Source organism: Streptomyces sp. UF-297, from assembly GCF_058245575.1.
On the sequence record NZ_JBSIBZ010000015.1, the window covers coordinates 93833 to 109731 of the forward strand.

17 protein-coding genes are annotated in these 15899 nt (G+C 70.9%); 9 read left to right on the plus strand and 8 right to left on the minus strand.

The genetic code is table 11. From position 1 onward, the window contains the following. Positions 1-115 precede the first annotated feature (115 nt). Entirely contained in the window at positions 116-1327 is a 1212-nt protein-coding gene (locus tag AC4IJH_RS11885; protein WP_490851580.1) for a saccharopine dehydrogenase family protein, read from the plus strand. 159 nt (positions 1328-1486) lie between these two features. Here AC4IJH_RS11885 and AC4IJH_RS11890 read toward each other — a convergent pair whose 3' ends face one another. Further along, positions 1487-2377: an endonuclease V gene (locus AC4IJH_RS11890; protein WP_490851581.1), complete on the minus strand. Its 891-nt coding sequence runs from the start codon at positions 2375-2377 to the stop codon at positions 1487-1489. On the opposite strand from AC4IJH_RS11890, the gene AC4IJH_RS11895 reads away from it, so the two are divergent. Then, positions 2376-2675, plus strand: coding sequence for a YciI family protein (locus AC4IJH_RS11895; RefSeq protein WP_490851582.1), 300 nt, complete (start codon positions 2376-2378; stop codon positions 2673-2675). The genes AC4IJH_RS11890 and AC4IJH_RS11895 overlap by 2 nt on opposite strands. 31 nt (positions 2676-2706) lie before the next feature. On the opposite strand, the gene AC4IJH_RS11900 is transcribed toward AC4IJH_RS11895, so the two are convergent. Then, entirely contained in the window at positions 2707-4224 is a 1518-nt protein-coding gene (locus AC4IJH_RS11900; protein WP_490851583.1) for an MFS transporter, read from the minus strand. A gap of 249 nt (positions 4225-4473) precedes the next feature. Here AC4IJH_RS11900 and AC4IJH_RS11905 point away from each other — a divergent pair, with 249 nt between their 5' ends. From AC4IJH_RS11905 to AC4IJH_RS11920, 4 genes are all read left to right on the plus strand, one after another. After that, positions 4474-5046: an MmyB family transcriptional regulator gene (locus AC4IJH_RS11905; protein WP_490851620.1), complete on the plus strand. Its 573-nt coding sequence runs from the start codon at positions 4474-4476 to the stop codon at positions 5044-5046. A 182-nt stretch (positions 5047-5228) separates the two neighbouring features. Beyond that, a complete protein-coding gene (locus tag AC4IJH_RS11910) occupies positions 5229-6152 on the plus strand; it encodes an SIS domain-containing protein (protein ID WP_490851584.1) in 924 nt (307 codons plus the stop codon). 107 nt (positions 6153-6259) lie between these two features. Continuing rightward, entirely contained in the window at positions 6260-7177 is a 918-nt protein-coding gene (locus AC4IJH_RS11915; RefSeq protein WP_490851585.1) for a class II fructose-bisphosphate aldolase, read from the plus strand. Between the two features lie 31 nt (positions 7178-7208). Further along, a complete protein-coding gene (locus tag AC4IJH_RS11920) occupies positions 7209-8006 on the plus strand; it encodes a DeoR/GlpR family DNA-binding transcription regulator (protein ID WP_490851586.1) in 798 nt (265 codons plus the stop codon). Between the two features lie 66 nt (positions 8007-8072). Here AC4IJH_RS11920 and AC4IJH_RS11925 read toward each other — a convergent pair whose 3' ends face one another. Then, entirely contained in the window at positions 8073-8954 is an 882-nt protein-coding gene (locus AC4IJH_RS11925; protein ID WP_490851587.1) for a sigma-70 family RNA polymerase sigma factor, read from the minus strand. A 74-nt stretch (positions 8955-9028) separates the two neighbouring features. On the opposite strand from AC4IJH_RS11925, the gene AC4IJH_RS11930 reads away from it, so the two are divergent. Then, positions 9029-9733, plus strand: coding sequence for an FMN-dependent NADH-azoreductase (locus tag AC4IJH_RS11930; protein ID WP_490851588.1), 705 nt, complete (start codon positions 9029-9031; stop codon positions 9731-9733). Between the two features lie 309 nt (positions 9734-10042). On the opposite strand, the gene AC4IJH_RS11935 is transcribed toward AC4IJH_RS11930, so the two are convergent. From AC4IJH_RS11935 to AC4IJH_RS11945, 3 genes are all read right to left on the minus strand, one after another. Next, on the minus strand, positions 10043-11005 hold the full coding sequence (locus AC4IJH_RS11935; RefSeq protein ID WP_490851589.1) for a COX15/CtaA family protein: 963 nt from the start codon (positions 11003-11005) through the stop codon (positions 10043-10045). Positions 11006-11188: 183 nt separating this feature from the next. Next, the gene (locus AC4IJH_RS11940; RefSeq protein WP_490851590.1) at positions 11189-11650 is read right to left on the minus strand and encodes an SRPBCC family protein; all 462 of its coding nucleotides are present in this window, start codon (positions 11648-11650) and stop codon (positions 11189-11191) included. Beyond that, complete coding sequence (locus AC4IJH_RS11945; protein ID WP_490851591.1) at positions 11647-12423, minus strand: SDR family oxidoreductase; 777 nt, start codon at positions 12421-12423, stop codon at positions 11647-11649. Before AC4IJH_RS11945 ends, AC4IJH_RS11940 begins: the two co-directional genes overlap by 4 nt. A gap of 167 nt (positions 12424-12590) precedes the next feature. Between AC4IJH_RS11945 and AC4IJH_RS11950 the strand changes: the two genes are divergently transcribed. Then, complete coding sequence (locus AC4IJH_RS11950) at positions 12591-13196, plus strand: TetR/AcrR family transcriptional regulator (RefSeq protein ID WP_490851592.1); 606 nt, start codon at positions 12591-12593, stop codon at positions 13194-13196. 7 nt (positions 13197-13203) lie between these two features. Here the strand turns inward: AC4IJH_RS11950 and AC4IJH_RS11955 are convergent, their stop codons facing one another. Together AC4IJH_RS11955 and AC4IJH_RS11960 are read right to left on the minus strand one after the other, a co-directional pair. Then, positions 13204-14169, minus strand: a complete 966-nt coding sequence (locus tag AC4IJH_RS11955; protein ID WP_490851593.1) for an SDR family oxidoreductase — start codon at positions 14167-14169, stop codon at positions 13204-13206. A 1-nt stretch (position 14170) separates the two neighbouring features. Next, the gene (locus AC4IJH_RS11960) at positions 14171-15019 is read right to left on the minus strand and encodes an SDR family oxidoreductase (RefSeq protein WP_490851594.1); all 849 of its coding nucleotides are present in this window, start codon (positions 15017-15019) and stop codon (positions 14171-14173) included. Positions 15020-15108: 89 nt separating this feature from the next. Here AC4IJH_RS11960 and AC4IJH_RS11965 point away from each other — a divergent pair, with 89 nt between their 5' ends. Next, a complete protein-coding gene (locus tag AC4IJH_RS11965) occupies positions 15109-15897 on the plus strand; it encodes an enoyl-CoA hydratase family protein (protein ID WP_490851595.1) in 789 nt (262 codons plus the stop codon). Positions 15898-15899 lie beyond the last annotated feature (2 nt).

A 15899-nucleotide genomic window follows, 5' to 3' on the forward strand; every position in this document is an offset into this window, starting at 1 on the left:
AACTCCTTAGCGTGGCGCACCGGTTCGCGTACACAGAAACGTTCGATCCCGCAGAAACTCTCGCTCCCGCAGGATCGGTTCATTCCCGCAGATTCGTCCACACAGAGGTGACGCGATGCGACAGCAGGACAGGTCGGCAAGGGCGCATGACATCGTCCTCTTCGGCGCGACCGGTTTCACCGGGACGCTCACCGCCGAATACCTGGCCCGCAACGCCCCCGAGGACTGCCGCTGGGCGCTGGCCGGCCGCAACGTCGCCAAACTGGAGCAGCTGCGCGACCGCCTCGTCCGCATCGATCCGCGCTGCGCCACGCTCCCGCTGCTGCACGCCGACAGCCACGACAGCGCCTCGCTGCGCGCGCTCGCCGCGGACACCCACGTCGTCGCCACCACCGTCGGCCCCTACCTCCTGCACGGCGAACCGCTGGTCGCGGCCTGCACCGAGGCGGGCACGGACTATGCGGACCTGTCCGGAGAGCCCGAATTCGTCGACCTGATGTACCTCCGCTACGACGCCCAGGCGCGCACGACGGGCGCCCGGCTCATCCACTCCTGCGGCTTCGACTCCGTCCCGCACGACCTGGGCGCCCACTTCACGGTGCAGCAGCTGCCCAAGAACGTTCCACTGCGCGTCGACGGCTTCGTACGCTCCAACGCGTTCATCTCCGGCGGCACCCTGGCGAGCGTCCTGCTCGCCCTCTCCCGGCCCGTGGGCATGGCGCGCGCGGCCCGTGAGCGGCAGCGCGTGGAACCGCGCCCCAAGGGCCGTACCGTACGGGCTCCGCTGGTGGCCGCGCCGCTGCACACGCTGGGCACCTGGGGCGTACCCCTGCCGACCCTCGACTCCCAGGTGGTCGCCCGCTCGGCCGCCGGGCTGGAGCGCTACGGCCCCGACTTCCGCTACCGCCACTATGCGGGGGTCAAGCGGCTGCCGGTCGCGGTGGCCGGGGTCCTGGGCGTCGGCGGCTTCTGCGGCCTGGCCCAACTGCCGCCCGCCCGGCGCTGGCTGTCGTCCCGCCTGGCGCCGGGCCAGGGACCCACTCCCGAGCGCCGCGCCAAGAGCTGGTTCTCCGTGCGCTTCATCGGCGAGGGCGGCGGCGAACGGGTGCTCACCGAAGTGGCGGGCGGCGACCCCGGCTACGACGAGACGGCGAAAATGCTCGCCGAGTCGGCGCTGTCCCTGGCCCTGGACGAACTGCCCACCACGGCGGGACAGGTCACACCGGCGGTCGCCATGGGGTCCGTGCTCCGGGAGCGGCTGGAGCGGGCGGGGGTGACGTTCCGGGTGGTGCGGCGGGGTGTGGCCGGGGGCACCGGGAGTCGGTGACCGCCGGTACGGGGGGGCGGGGCCGGTCCGTGGCGCCCTCTGCCTTCTCCCCCGTCCTCTTCAGGCTCGCTCGTTCGTCTTCTTGAGGCTCGTTCGTCTTCTGCAGACTCGCTCGTCTTCTTCAGGCTCGTTCGCCTTCTGCAGACTCGTTCGCCTTCTTCAGGCTCGCTCGGCGCCCTGTGCCTCCGTCAGCGCCCGGCGGCACAGGGCATCGGCGGCGCGGGTGGTCTCCGGGAGCCGGTAGGTGGCCGCGAGGCGGAGAGTATAGGCGCAGGCGCGGTCCAGGGTGGTGCGGTGCCCCACGGAGACGAAGACCGGTTTGATGCCCTTCTGGGTGCGCAGGGCGCGGCCGACCTCCTCGTCGCCGTCCAGTAGGGGCGCGGTGGCGCCGCGTTCCGGGGCGGGCTGCTCGTAGCGGAAGGTGAACGGGTTCTTGGCCACCCCGATCGTGGGCAGGCCGGTGAGTACGCCGAGGTGGCTGGCGAGGCCGAAACGGCGCGGGTGGGCCAGTCCGTAACCGTCGCAGACCACCAGGTCCGGGGTGCGGGCGAGGCGGTCCAGGGCTGCCAGGACGGTGGGGATCTCCCGGAAGGCGAGCAGCCCGGGGACGTACGGGAAGGAGATCCGGCCCACGGCGGTGGCCTCGTCGACGACGGTGAGGGTGTGCGCGTCCAGGGCGACGGCCGCCGCTGCCACGATGTCGTGGTCGTCGTCGTAGGCCACGTCGACGCCTACTACGGTGCCGGTGTCGGCGCCTGTGCCTCCGCCGCTCCCACGCCCGATGTCGCTACGGCTCCCGATGCCGATGACGTCCGGTGCGGGGCCCGATGCGTCCTGCCGTACGTACGGCCGCAGGCGGTCCTGGACGGCGCGGGCCGCGGCCTCGTCGGTGGGCCAGTGGCGCAGTTCCTGGTCGCGGAAGCGCGCGTGGGCGGGCGCGGCGGGCGGCGCGCCGGCGGACGGGGCGGCAGCGGAGGGAGTCGAGGCGGAGTTCTTCATGGTGACGGCCACGCTAGCGGTATCGAACGTGGAGCGTACGCTGGTGATCATGTTCGTACTTGAGCTGACCTACATCGCACCGCTGGAGCGCGTGGACGCCGCCCTCCCCGCACACGTGGAGTGGCTGGAGGCGCACTTCGCCGCCGGGAACTTCCTGGCGTCGGGCCGCAAGGTGCCGCGCGACGGCGGGCTGATCATCGCCGCCGTCGAGGACCGTGCCACGGCCGAGAAGATCGCGGCCGAGGACCCCTTCTCCGTCGCAGGTGTGTGCGAGTACCGCATCACGGAATTCGTGGCGACCAAGGTGGCGCCCGCGCTGGAGAACTACCGCCAGCAGCTGCCCTCTTGAGGTCCTTGAGATCTGCCCGTTGAGGGTCAATTCAAGGGCTGTCGCAGCGCTTGACTGACCCCTGAGACCGTGACCTCCGCGGATGCAGCAAGGCCAGCAGTACGGCCGTCAGCACGGACAGGGCGGACAGGGCGGACAGCACCAGCAGTGCCGCCGAGAATCCGGAGTCGTACCCTCTGGACGCGACGAACGCGGTGAACAGCCCGCCGATTCCCGCCACCCCGGCCGCTTCCGATGCCTGTACGGCGGTGAGGATTCCTCCGGAAGCGGCCCCGGCGTCCTGGGGTATGACGCCTTCCAGCACCATTCCGATCAGCGATGTCGCGACCACTCCGCCGCCGATTCCGTAAAGGACCAGCCCCGGCAGGAGAGTCAGCGCCTGCGGCGACACCATTACCGCCGCCCATATCGTCAGCAGTCCCACGGCCATGACCAGAGCGCCCGCCGGGACCACTCCCCGGCCGCATCGCGCGACAAGCCTGCCGCACACCATCGACGCCACTGACGTCACTATGGCCATCGGCGTGAATTCCAGCGCGGCGGCGAGCGGGGTGAAGCCCTGTGCGCGTTGCAGATAAACGGTGAGCAGGAAGACGAATGCGCCGTTCACACCGTGGAAGCAGAGTGCGGTGGGCAATCCGAGGGAGAAACTGCGCTGTGCGAACAGGCGCGGTGGCAGCAGCGGCGCTCCTCCGGCATGCGCCGTTCGGCGCTCCCAGAGGACGAAGAGCCCCAGCACAACAGTGGCCACGAGCGCTTCGCGTACGAGCAGCGCCGACCAGCCGCGCTCGGCACCGGTGATCAGTGGGTGCAGCAGGCCGAACAGCGCGAGTCCGAGCAGCGCGGCACCGGTCGGATCCAGGGCGGTACGGGGGCGGGGCACCGTGCTCCTGGGCAGGAGGCGGGCGCCGAGGGCCGTCAGCGCGCACAGCGGGAGATTGACGAGGAGTACGGCTCGCCACCCCAGGCCCGCGATATTCCACTGCACCAGGAAGCCGCCGACGATCTGTCCGCCGATCACGCCCAGACCGATGACCGCGCCGTAAAGGCCGATGGCCCTTGCCCGTTCTTCCTCACGCGCGAAAGTTGTACGGATCAGGGCCAGTACCTGGGGCAGCATCGCGGCCGCGGCGAATCCCTGGGCTATCCGGGCGCCGATGAGTACGCCAGGGGTGAGCGCGGCAGCGCAGGCGGCCGAGGTGAGCGCGAACGCGATGACGCCGCTCACGAAAAGGCGCCTGCGCCCGAAAATATCGCCGAGGCGGCCACCCGTCACCAGACCGGTGGCGTAGGCCAGGGTGTAACCGGCGGGCACCCACTGGATATCGGCGAAGGCCGCTCCCATATCCGCCTGGATGGAAGGTGCTGCGACATTCACGATGAAGATGTCGAGGAACCCCGTGAAGGCACCGAGCAGCAGAACGGCCAGTGCCGCCCATCGACGCCTGTCCGGGGCACCGGGTTCGTCCGCATGGCCCGTACGCGCCCCCTCACACGCTGCACGCCTGCCGCCCTTTTCCACGTACTCCGGCGCTTCTTCCGTTTCCACCTGTGCTGCCTCCACCTACGACGAACCCCGTTTCGCGTGCGGGGTGTCGCGAATCCGAGCACCGCTGAATCGCCGTACAGGAAAGGCCCGTTGCATGGACGGGCGGGACGGCGTCACATCAGTCTCAAGGGGCCGGTCGTGCGGGCCAAGTTGGCATTCGTGCTGTCGCTGTGACTACCACGCTGGGAGAGCCGGAGGGTTCGGGAGGCGCTGTGGCTCGACGGGACCGAGCGCGCGCACCTGTACCGCCTGGCCGGGCACACTCCCCCGCCGGCGCTCCGCGCTCACGGAGCACACCCCTCGGACGAAGGCGGCGTTCCTGAGCGAGTCGCGCGTATCGCCGAGGAGTGGATGCCCAATCCGGCTTACGTACTTGACCGCTATTGGCGAGTGCTGAGCACGAATGAGGCAATCCGGCGGGTGTTCGGTGGTGTCCGCAGCGGGCAGAGCTGCCTGGACGGCTTTGTGGCGGGCGGTACGCCTCGCGCATCGCTGCCCGAGTGGGAGTGGGTGGCTCCTTCGCTGGTCGCCGAGTTCCGCGCGGACGCGGCGCGCTACCCGGACGACCCGGGCTTCGCGCGGATCGTTGCCCGACTGTCCCGGCAGAGCGCGGAGTTCGCGCGGTCGTGGAAGCGGCAGGAAGTGCGGGAGACGGCACTGGGCTCCAAGACTGTCGCCCATCCGTCGGCCGGGCCGCTCCGCTTCGACCGTACGACGCTGCAGCTCACCGACCATCCGGATCTGCGGCTGGTGCTGCTCAGCCCGCAGCCGGGCACCGGCACACACGAGCGGCTCGACGGGTTGCTCGCCAGGACGGTCTGAACTCCACCTGCCGTTCTTTCTCATCTCCCGTCTGCGGCAAGGGAGATGAGGCAGGTTCAGCTGCCTGCGCGCTATTAGGGCGATACGCCCTCGCGGGGGATGACTGACGCAGCAGCGGCTGCGTAAAGTTGATTGCAGCAGCGCGGTACGTTGCAAAATTACGCAACATGGAAGGGTGAGCCATGAGCGGAACGTCGAACACCTCGCATCACTCCTACATGGAAGAGGAGTTGCGCAGTCAGCCCGAGACCTGGCGTCGGGCGGCGCGGCTCGGCGCGGAGGGTGGGCCGCTGCCGGAACCAGGGCAGCGCGTCGCCGTAATCGGCTGCGGCACCTCGTGGTTCATGGCCCAGTCCTACGCGGCGCTGCGCGAGAGTGCGGGCCTGGGGGTCACGGATGCGTTCGCCGCCTCCGAGGCCGCCCTCGGCGAGGAGCGCGGGTACGACGCGGTGCTGGCGATAACGCGCTCGGGCACCACCACCGAGGTGCTGCGGGTATTGGAGGCGGTCAAGGGACGCGTGCCGACGGTGACCGTGCTCGGGGACCCCGACACTCCGGCCACGCAACTCTCCGACGCCACCGTGACCTTGCCCTTCGCCGACGAGCAGTCGGTGGTGCAGACGCGCTTCGCGACCACCGCACTGGCACTGCTGCGGGCCCATCTCGGCGAGGATCTGTCGAAGGCGGTCGAGGACGCCGAGGAGACGTTGCGCGCGGAGGTGAAACAGGAGTGGGTGTCGGCCGAGCAGTTCTCCTTCCTGGGCACGGGGTGGACGTTCGGACTGGCCAATGAGGCGGCACTCAAGATGCGGGAGGCGTCGCAGAGCTGGACGGAGTCCTATCCTGCGATGGAGTACCGCCACGGCCCGATATCCATAGCCGCGCCCGGGCGGGTCACCTGGCTCTTCGGGCAGGCGCCGGAGGGTCTGGCAGAAGAAGTCCACAAGACGGGCGCCCAGTTCGTCGCCCATGCGCGCGACCCGCTCGCCGATCTGGTGTTGGTGCAGCGCATGGCCCTGGAGCGGGCCCGCGCCAGGGGACTGAACCCGGATGCCCCGCGCAACCTGACCCGCTCGGTCATGCTCCAGACACCGCCCGCGAGCTAGACATACCCCCGGCAGCTCACAGCTCACAGCTCACAGCTCACAGCTCACAGCTCACAGCTCACAGCTCACAGCTCACAGCTCACAGCTCACAAGGGAGTCTGAATCCCATGCCCCTGGTGACCACTTCGTCGATCGTCGATGCCGCGCGCGAGGCACGGGCCGGTGCCGTGGCGTTCAACGTCATACACCTGGAGACCGCCGAGGCCCTCGTCACGGCCGCCGAGCGGACCGGCATCCCGCTCATCCTCCAGATCAGCGAGAACTGCGTGCGCTATCACGACAGTCTGCTGCCCATCACCCGTGCGACCCTCGCCCTGGCCGAGGCGTCCACCGCCCGTCTATCCGTGCACCTGGACCACATCACCGACATGGCTCTCGTACACGAGGGAGTCGACGCCGGCGCAGGTTCGGTGATGGTCGACGCCTCCGCGCTGCCGTACGAGGAGAACGTCGCGACCACCGCCGAGGTCACCGCCTGGTGCCATGAGCGGGGGGTGTACGTCGAGGCGGAGCTGGGCGAGGTGGGCGGCAAGGACGGTGTGCACGCGCCCGGGGTGCGTACCGATCCGGACGAGGCACTGGCATTCATACGGGCCACGGGCGTGGACGCGCTCGCTGTCGCCGTCGGTTCCTCGCACGCGATGCATGAGCGGACGGCCGTACTGGACAAGGAGTTGATCGCCGCGCTGCGCGAGCGGCTGCCGGTGCCGCTGGTGCTGCACGGCTCTTCGGGCGTACCGGACGACGAACTGCGCCGGGCGATAGCCGCCGGCATGACGAAGATCAACATATCCACGCATCTGGTCTCGGTCTTCACCCGCTCCATACGGGAGTCGCTGAGCGCGGACGCGGGGCTGGTCGACTCACGCAAGTACGTCAAGCCGGCCCGGGAGGCCGTGGCCCGGGAGGCGGCGCGCCTGCTGGAGGTACTCGGCGCTCCGGCGACGGCCCCGGGCCGGTCCGCGCCGGCACACGGACTCCCCGATCAGCACGGCCCTCGGACGTACGACTCCCAGCCCAAGTAGCTTCAGTGGCCTCAGGAATTAGGCTCGCGCCATGAAGCGCCATGAACGGATGAATGCCCTGCTCGAACTGCTCGGTGAGCGGGGCCGGGTGGAGGTCGAGGAGGCCGCGACGGCGCTGGAGGTCTCGGCGGCGACGATGCGGCGCGACATGGACACCCTGGCCGAGCAGCAGTTGCTGACCCGCACCCGGGGCGGGGCGGTGCTCGGTTCGGTCACGTACGACCTGCCCATCCGGTACAAGCACGCACACCGTGCCGATGAGAAGGAAGCGGTGGCACAGGCCGCGGCGAAGCTGGTCGGGCGCGGCGATGTCGTCGGGCTGAGCGGTGGCACGACGACCACCGGTATCGCGCGGGTGCTGGCGACCCGTCCCGATTTCGCGGAGGCCGGGCCGCAGCCGCACCTGACCATCGTCACCAATTCCCTCAACATCGCCAATGAGTTGGCGGTGCGTCCACAGATCAAGATCGTACTGACGGGAGGTGTTGCCCAGTCCCGGTCCTTCGAGCTGGTGGGGCCGTTCAGCGAGTTGGTGTTGCAGCAGGTCTCGCTGGATATCGCGTTCATCGGCGCCAATGGTGTCGATCCGGTGACAGGGGCCACGGTGCACGACGAGGCGGAGGCCCGGGTCAATCGCCTTATGGCCGAACGTGCCCGGCGCGCAGTGATCGTCGCGGACTCCTCGAAGGTCGGCCGGCGCTGCTTCGCCCGGGTCGGCGACACCGACGTCTTCGACACCCTCATCACGGACCACAAAGCGCAGCCGTCCGCGCAACGCGAGTTCACCGAGCTCGGCCTGCGGGTGATCACGGCCGGTGCCGGGGGGTGAGAGGGCGCCCAGCTGAGCGGGGGCGCGGTGCCCAGCATGTCCATCGTCATCGGCGCTCCTCCCCCGTCAGACGAGGACGGCGAGGTCGAGGCGCTGGAGGCGTGCGGGGTCGGCGATCACGTCGTACGCGGTGATCACGCCATCGTCGATGGTGAAGGTGAGCGCGAAGAGAAGGCGGCCGCGCGGAGCGACGATGAGGCCCACCCTGCCGTCGACCAGCGCCAGTTCGGCCAGTCGGGACCGGCGGGAGAAGGCGACCGTGCCCTGGGCCACGGCCCGGGCACCGCGTACCTCCGTCGCTCCGCCCGGCGGCAGGGCTGCGGGGTCGGCGCGGCGCACGACGTCAGGGGCCAGCACCGCGAGGATCGCGGCGAGGTCACCGGCCCTCGCGGCGGAGAGGAAGGCCGCTACGACCTCACGGTGCCGGGCGAGTTCGGCCGCGGGGACCACGGGGGTGCCCTGGACCTTGTGGCGTGCGCGACTGGCGAGCTTCTTCGTGGCGACCGGGGTGCGTGCCACGATGGGCGCGATCTCCTTGAACGGCACGGCGAACATGTCGTGCAGCACCAGCGCGATCCGTTCCACGGGCTCCAGCGTGTCCAGCACCACCAGGAGCGCGTCGCTGACCGAGTCGGCCAGCAAGGCCTCGTCTTCCGGACGGCTCCCCCGAGCGGCGTCCGGGACCTCGTCGAGCACGTCCTGCTCGGTCAGGTCTTCCCTTCGTGACCTGCGAGAACGGAGCATGTCCAGGCAGATGCGCGTCACCACGGTCCGCAGCCAGCCGGCGAGGTTGTCCACATCGCCGATGTCGATGCGGCTCAGGCGGAGCCATGTCTCCTGTACGGCGTCTTCGGCCTCGTCCACCGAGCCGAGCATCCGGTAGGCCACCGCGCGCAGCTGACCGCGCTGCGCCTCGAAACGTTCCGCGGGCCCCTGACGATCGTCCACCGGTCACCTTTCTCCGTTCTGCTCCGTCACCTCTCATGACGAACGCGACGCAACCGAAGTGACAGGAGATATCGATGGCGTCCTTGCTGCACCTGGATTCCAGTGCCCATCGTTGCGACGAGTCGGTCAGCAGGCAGCTGACCGCGCTGTTCGCGGACACCTGGCGGGCCGTCAACGGCCCGGCCGGATATCGCTACCGTGACCTGGCCGCCGACCCCGTCCCCCCGCTGGATACCGCCTACTGCTCGCTCGGCCGACGGCTGGAGAAGCACGGCCTCGTCCCGCCGTCCGCAGTGGACGCGCTGACCGAGGGTCCGGCCGAGAGCCGGGCGTGGGCGCTGACCCGCCCGCTGATCACCGAGCTGCTGCAGGCCGACACGGTGGTGATCGGGGCCCCGATGTACAACTACTCGATCGCCGCCGCACTCAAGGCCTGGATCGACCGGGTGAGCTTCCCCGGCGCGTTCACCGACCCGGACACCGGGCACGGTCTGCTGCGGGGTACGAGGGTCGTGGTGATCAGTACGCGGGGCGGCGCCTACGGTCCGGGCACCCCGCACGAGGCATGGGACTTCCAGACCCCCTACCTGCGGGCGTACTTCGCAAAGCAGGGGGTCGAGGAGGAGGACATACGCTTCGTCAGCGCCGAGATGACCATGGCCGCTCTGGTCCCGCACCTGGCCCGCTTCCAGCCGCTGGCGGCGAACTCGCTGGCAGCGGCACGAGCCGAGGTGACCACGCTGGCGTCCGCCCGGCCGCCGGTCCGGGCAACGTCGTGAGGAGAGCACGTAGCTCGGGCCTGTCGTCAACGTCCCGTCGTTCGCCCGGAGGGCGGGCCTGGCGGCGTCTGGTGCACTCCGCTGGTGCACTCCGCTCGCTTCGCGAGCTGCGTCTCGGCTCTTTGCATCGTTCTACGGATGCCGAGCGCTCTCGCAAGGCGGAGGGTCGCCGGGTTGTACCGGGGCGAGCCCGACAACGCGGCGAGCGTGCGTGCCAGGCGTCGCCAGGCGGCAGACGGGACGTTGACGACAGGCCCCAGGAAAGCGCCTCACGAAGGGAGCGCCTGCCTCGTGTGGCTGGTGCTCACGTCAGCGAAGGGACGCCGAGGGCTTTCGTCCGAGGTCCGCCTGCGCGCCCTGCCCGCTCAGGGAAGCCGTCCCACTGCCGGGGTTGCCGCCGCCGGCGGGAGTGGGCGCGGGGACCGGGAGGCGGGTCGCGAGGTGGAGCCGGACGGTTCCGGCCCAGGTGAGGGCCGCACCCAGGAGGTGGAGGATGACGACCAGTTCGGGAAGGCCGGTCACGGACTGGACCAGGCCGATCAGACCCTGGGCAAGGACGATCGCGAGCAGGATGCCGGCTCGCTTACGCGCCGGACCGGGGTGGTTCTTGGGCAGGGTGGCCAGGAGGTAGCCGATCAGGGCGAGGGCCGCCGCGCCGAGGACGCCGTGCAGCGTGGTGACGAAGACCCAGTTGAAGGGCATCCGCTGCACGTCGGAGGAGTCACCTGCGTGCGGTCCGGATCCGGTGACCAGAGTGCCCACCACGACCAGCAGTGATGTCACCACCAGCAGCAGGGTCGATGCGGTGCGGCAGCGCTGGGGCAGGGGTGCCGGCTGGTGCGGTCCGGCGGCCTGTTCGCGGCGGACCCGGTCCCAGGTGATCACGGCCGTGGCGAGCAGCATCATCGCGGCGAGGAGGTGCGCGGCGACGACGTACGGGCTCAGTCGCATCCATACGGTGATGCCGCCGACCACGGCGTTCAGGACGACGATCCAGAACTGCGCCCAGGCGCCCCGGAGCACGGCCCGGGAGGGCTTGCTCTGCAGCCGGGCCGCGATGATGACCCAGCCGACGATCACGCAGATCACGGAGGTGAGCATCCTGTTGCTGAACTCGATCACACCGTGCAGGCCCATCTCCGCCGTGGGCGCCAGGGTCTCCGCCGTACACATCGGCCACTCCGTGCAGCCGAGTCCGGACCCCGTGACCCGGACGACGCCGCCGGTCACGACGATGCCGATGCCCGCCAGGACCGAGGCGACCGACGCCATGCGGACGCTCCTCGGCCCGAGCGAATACCGTGCGGCCAGCCAGGAGAAAGGTGTGTGCACCGTCGGCCTTCCCTGATTCGTGGATGCGCCGGAACCGGGGATCGCCAAAGGCACCGGATCCGCTGCGCAATGCGGCCCGGTCAGCCTACGCCGCGCCCCGAAGCCGTCGAACGGGTGGTCGGGTCAGGTGCGTTGCGCAGGGTCCGGCGGCGCCGTGAAGCGTTCGCGCAGGGCGGCCAGGCCGGTGCTGTAGACGCCGTCGCCGAAGAGTTGCTCGATCCGGGCCGCGGTGTCGTCCGTCGCCTGGTACGTGCCGACCCAGCGGACCTCCGCGCCCTGCGGGTGCGGATGGACGGACAGGGTGGCTTCGTAACCGGTGATGGCCATGCCGGGGGCCTGGAAGCCATAGCGGTAGGAGCGGCCCGCGTGATCCTTGGCCAGCAGTTCTTCGCGCGCCACGACCACGCCGTCGTGCTCGAAGGTCCGCACCGCGCCCGGGGTTTCGGCGTCGCCCTCGATGGTCGACGGCGGTACGAGAGGGTGCCAGTCGGGGAAGGTGCCGAAGTCGCCGATCACCTGCCAGACCTCGTCGGGCGTGGCGGGCAGCACGGCGGTACGGACGAGGGTCTGCGCGGTGGCGGTCACCAGGCGCCGTCCCCGCGCAGTACGGCGTCGGCGCCGCCGTCGATGAAGACGACCTGGCCCGTGACATGGGTGTTCTCGGGGGAAGTGAGCCAGGTCAGCAGGGGCGCGATCTGCTCGGGCCTGGCGTGGCCGTGCAGCGGCATCGGGACGTGGGTGTCCACGACCTCGCGCATCGCGGGGTCGTGGAGCATGCCCTCGGTCATGGGGGTGAGGACGGTGCCGGGAGCGATGGCGTTGAGCGGGATGCCCGCTCCTGCCCAGGCTTCGGTGACGGCGGTACGGCGCACCCAGCGGACGAGGGCGTTCTTGGAGGAGCCGTAGATCCCGTACCCCTCGCCGCGGTCCACGGCGGCCTGGGCGGCGGCGACCGCGGCGTCCTCGTCGCCGTCGAGGGCGGCCTGGATGACGGCCGGGTCGCCGGGGTGCACCGAGGCGACGGAGGCGATGACGGCGGCCCGCGGGTCGCTGCCGGCGGCCAGCAGCGGGCGCAGGCCCTCCAGGGTGGCCAGGGCGCCGAAGTAGTTGACCTTGACGGTGAGCGGGTCAAAGCCGGCCAGTCCGGCCCCGGCGATCACCGCGTCCAGACGGCCGCCGGTCAACTCCCGGGCGCGGTCGACCAGTTCCCCGCGCCCTTCGGCGGTGGCGAGGTCGGCGTGGATGTCGGCGTCCTTGAGGTCGGCGCCGATCACGGTGTGGCCCCGCTCACGGAGGTGGGCGGCGGTGGCCCTGCCGATGCCGGAGGCCGCTCCGGTGACGAGATAGGTACGGGACATGCCCGGCTCCTTCGCTGTCGCGTGGTGCGCTCAACATACGCTTTTTTGGCACGCCATGCCAGAAATTATTTCCGCGCCGGCCACGCCCCCCGTGGCAGAGTGAGCAGTCGGGATGAAGAAGGACGGAGGGACCGGGACCTCCAGCGCAACGGCGAGGAGAGACGTCGATGGCAGCAACGCGGGGCCGCCCCTCGCTGACCGAGCGGCGGCGGCAGCAGACCCGTCTGGAGATCGCGGAGGCCGCGGCCACGCTGTTCGCCGGGCGCGGGTACGAGGAGACGACGGTCGAGGACATCGCCTCGGCGGCCGGTATTTCGCTGCGTACCTTCTACCGCTACTGCCCGGCCAAGGAGGACGCCCTCGGCCCCCTCCTGACCTCGGGCGTCGCCCAGCTGGTCGGTGAGATCGCCGCCCGTCCCGCCGACGAGCCCCTCGGCACTGCGGTGGCCGCCGCCTTCTCGGGGACGACCGCCGAGCGGCGGCTGTCGGACGCCGGGCGGGCACGCGACCTGATCCGCGTCATGGGCACCGTCCCCGCGATCCGCACCCGCTGGCTCGCGGCCGGGCGGGAGATGCAGGACCAGCTCGCCCCGGTGCTCGCGCCGCGCACGGGCAAGCCCGCCGACAGCCTGGAGACGCGCCTGCTCGCCACCTCACTGATCACCGCGCTGTCCGTGGCGATGGAGCAGTGGGCCTGGCAGGAGAGCGAGACCCCCGGCATCGAGGAACTCACCTCCCGCGCCATGGATTTCCTTCGCCTGAACGATTTCTGACGAGAGGTCAGGTCGCAGCGCGGGAGCGGGCCGACGCCGCCGGCTGTGCCCCGTACACCGGCCGGGGCGGCTCGGCGGCGGCGAGCAGCTCACGGGCCGCCTCCCCCGCCTGCTCCGGGCTCCATCGGGCCCCCTTGTCGGCGCTCGGCCCGGGGCGCCAGCCCTCCATCACGGTGATACGGCCACCCTCGGCCTCGAAGACCCGCCCGGTGACGCCTTCCGAGGCGGCCGACCCGAGCCAGACGACCAGCGGTGAGACGTTCTCGGGGGCCATCGCGTCGAAGGCGCCGTCCGCCGGTGCGGCCATGGTCTGTGCGAAGGTCCGCTCGGTCATACGGGTACGGGCGGCCGGTGCGATGGCGTTGACGTGGATGCCGTAGCGGCCCAGCTCGGCGGCCGAGACCAGGGTCAGCCCGACGATGCCCGCCTTGGCCGCGGAGTAGTTGCCCTGCCCGACGCTCCCCAACAGCCCTGCTCCTGAACTGGTGTTGACGATGCGCGCGACGGACCTGCGCCCCTCCTTGGCCTGCGCGCGCCAGTGCGCCGCGGCGTGCTGGAGCGGGAGGAAGTGCCCCTTGAGGTGGACGCGCACCACCGCGTCCCACTCGTCCTCCGTCAAGTTGACCAGCATGCGGTCGCGCAGAAAACCCGCGTTGTTCACCAGGGTGTCCAGCGCTCCATAGGTGCCCAGGGCGGTGGCGACGAGGGAGGCCGCGCCTGCCGTCGTGGCGATGTCGCCGGTGTGGGCGACCGCCTCGCCGCCTGTCGCGCGGATCTCGCGTACGACCTCGTCGGCGGGGCCCGGGCCCGATCCAGCGCCGTCCGGCCCGACGCCCAGGTCGTTCACGACGACCTGGGCGCCCGCGGCGGCGAAGGCGAGGGCGTGCGCACGCCCCAGTCCGCGGCCCGCGCCGGTGACGGCGACCACGCGCCCCTCGCACAGCCCGCCTCGCCGGGCGTTCGCGTCACTCATCTCAACTCTCCTCATCGGTACGGGTGTTACGGTCCACGGCCGCTTCCCCTGCGCCCCCTCCGCTCACCGCGTCCGCGTTCGCCGCGTCCAGGAAGGCGGGCCGCTCCCCGCCCCCGTGCACCAGCAGGCTCGCGCCGCTCACGTACGCCGACAGGTCACTGGCCAAGAAGGCGCAGGCCGCGCCGATTTCGTCCGGCACCGCGAGCCGCCCGAGCGGGACGGTGCGCTGCACGGCCTCGATGCCGCGCTCGTCCCCGTAGTGCAGGTGGGCGAGTTCGGTGCGGACCATGCCCAGGACCAGGGTGTTGACGCGGATGTGCGGTGCCCACTCCACGGCCATGGTGCGGGCGAGGTTCTCCAGTCCGGCCTTGGCGGCGCCATAGGCGGCCGTGCCGGGCGAGGGCCGGGTTCCGCTCACGCTGCCGACCATGATGATCGAGGCGCCCGCGGCCGGTACCGGGGGCTGGGTCATCACCTCGTGGGCGGCGAGCGAGGTGGTCAGCGGGGTGATCAGGTTCAGTTCCACGGTCCGGGCCGCCCGTCCTGGTGTGGAGTCGGCCAGGGTGCGGTACGGGGTGCCGCCCGCGTTGTTGACGAGGGTGTCCAGGCGGCCGTGTTCGGCGCGTACACGGCGCAGGAAGGCGGCGGTCGCGGCGGGATCGCGCAGGTCGACCGGCTCGAAGCGGGCCGCGTGGCCCGCTGCCTCCACGGGGCGCTCCGGGGGTCGGCGGGCGCAGACGACGACCTGCGCGCCGGCCGTCAGCAGGGTGCGCGCGATGCCCGCGCCGACCCCGCGGGTGCCGCCGGTGACCACCGCGACGCGTCCGGACAGATCGATGCTGAGCGCCAATGGGCACCTCCCGCAGCGCGCCTCGCGCTGCTACCTTCTCAACCGACAGCGCCTAACAAACGTTTGGTGGAAAGGTAGCTGATCCGCTCATGGGTGTCTGCACCACGCGCCCCCAAGAGGGCATCACACAGGTCACCGTCGACTTCCCACCGGTCAACGCCCTTCCCGTACAAGGCTGGTACGACCTGGCCGACGCCCTACGGGAGGCCGGCCGCGACCCGGACACCCGCTGCGTGGTCCTCACCGCCGCCGGGCGCGGCTTCAACGCGGGCGTCGACATCAAGGAGATGCAGCAGACCCCCGGGCACTCCGCGCTGATCGGCGCCAACCACGGCTGCTACCAGGCCTTTTCGGCCGTCTACGACTGCGAGGTGCCGGTGGTGGCCGCCGTACACGGCTTCTGCCTGGGCGGCGGGATCGGACTGGTGGGCAACGCGGACGCGATCGTGGCCGGTGACGACGCGACCTTCGGACTGCCGGAGCTGGACCGTGGCGCGCTGGGCGCGGCCACCCATCTCGCCCGGCTCGTCCCCGCCCATCTGATGCGCACGCTGTACTACACCTCACGCACCGTCACGGCCCGCGAGCTGCACCGCCACGGATCGGTGTGGGAGGTGGTGCCGGCCGAGCGGGTCCTGCCCGCCGCACTCGCGCTGGCGGGCGAAATCGCCTCCAAGGACGGCTACTTGCTGCGTATGGCCAAGGCCGCCATCAACGGCATCGACCCGGTCGACGTCCACCGCAGCTACCGCTTCGAGCAGGGCTTCACCTTCGAGGCCAACCTCAGCGGCGTCGCCGACCGGATACGCGACACCTTCGGTTCCGACGGCAGAAGGCCGCCTGCGGACACCAACACCCCTCAAACACCCGGGCCTTGAAG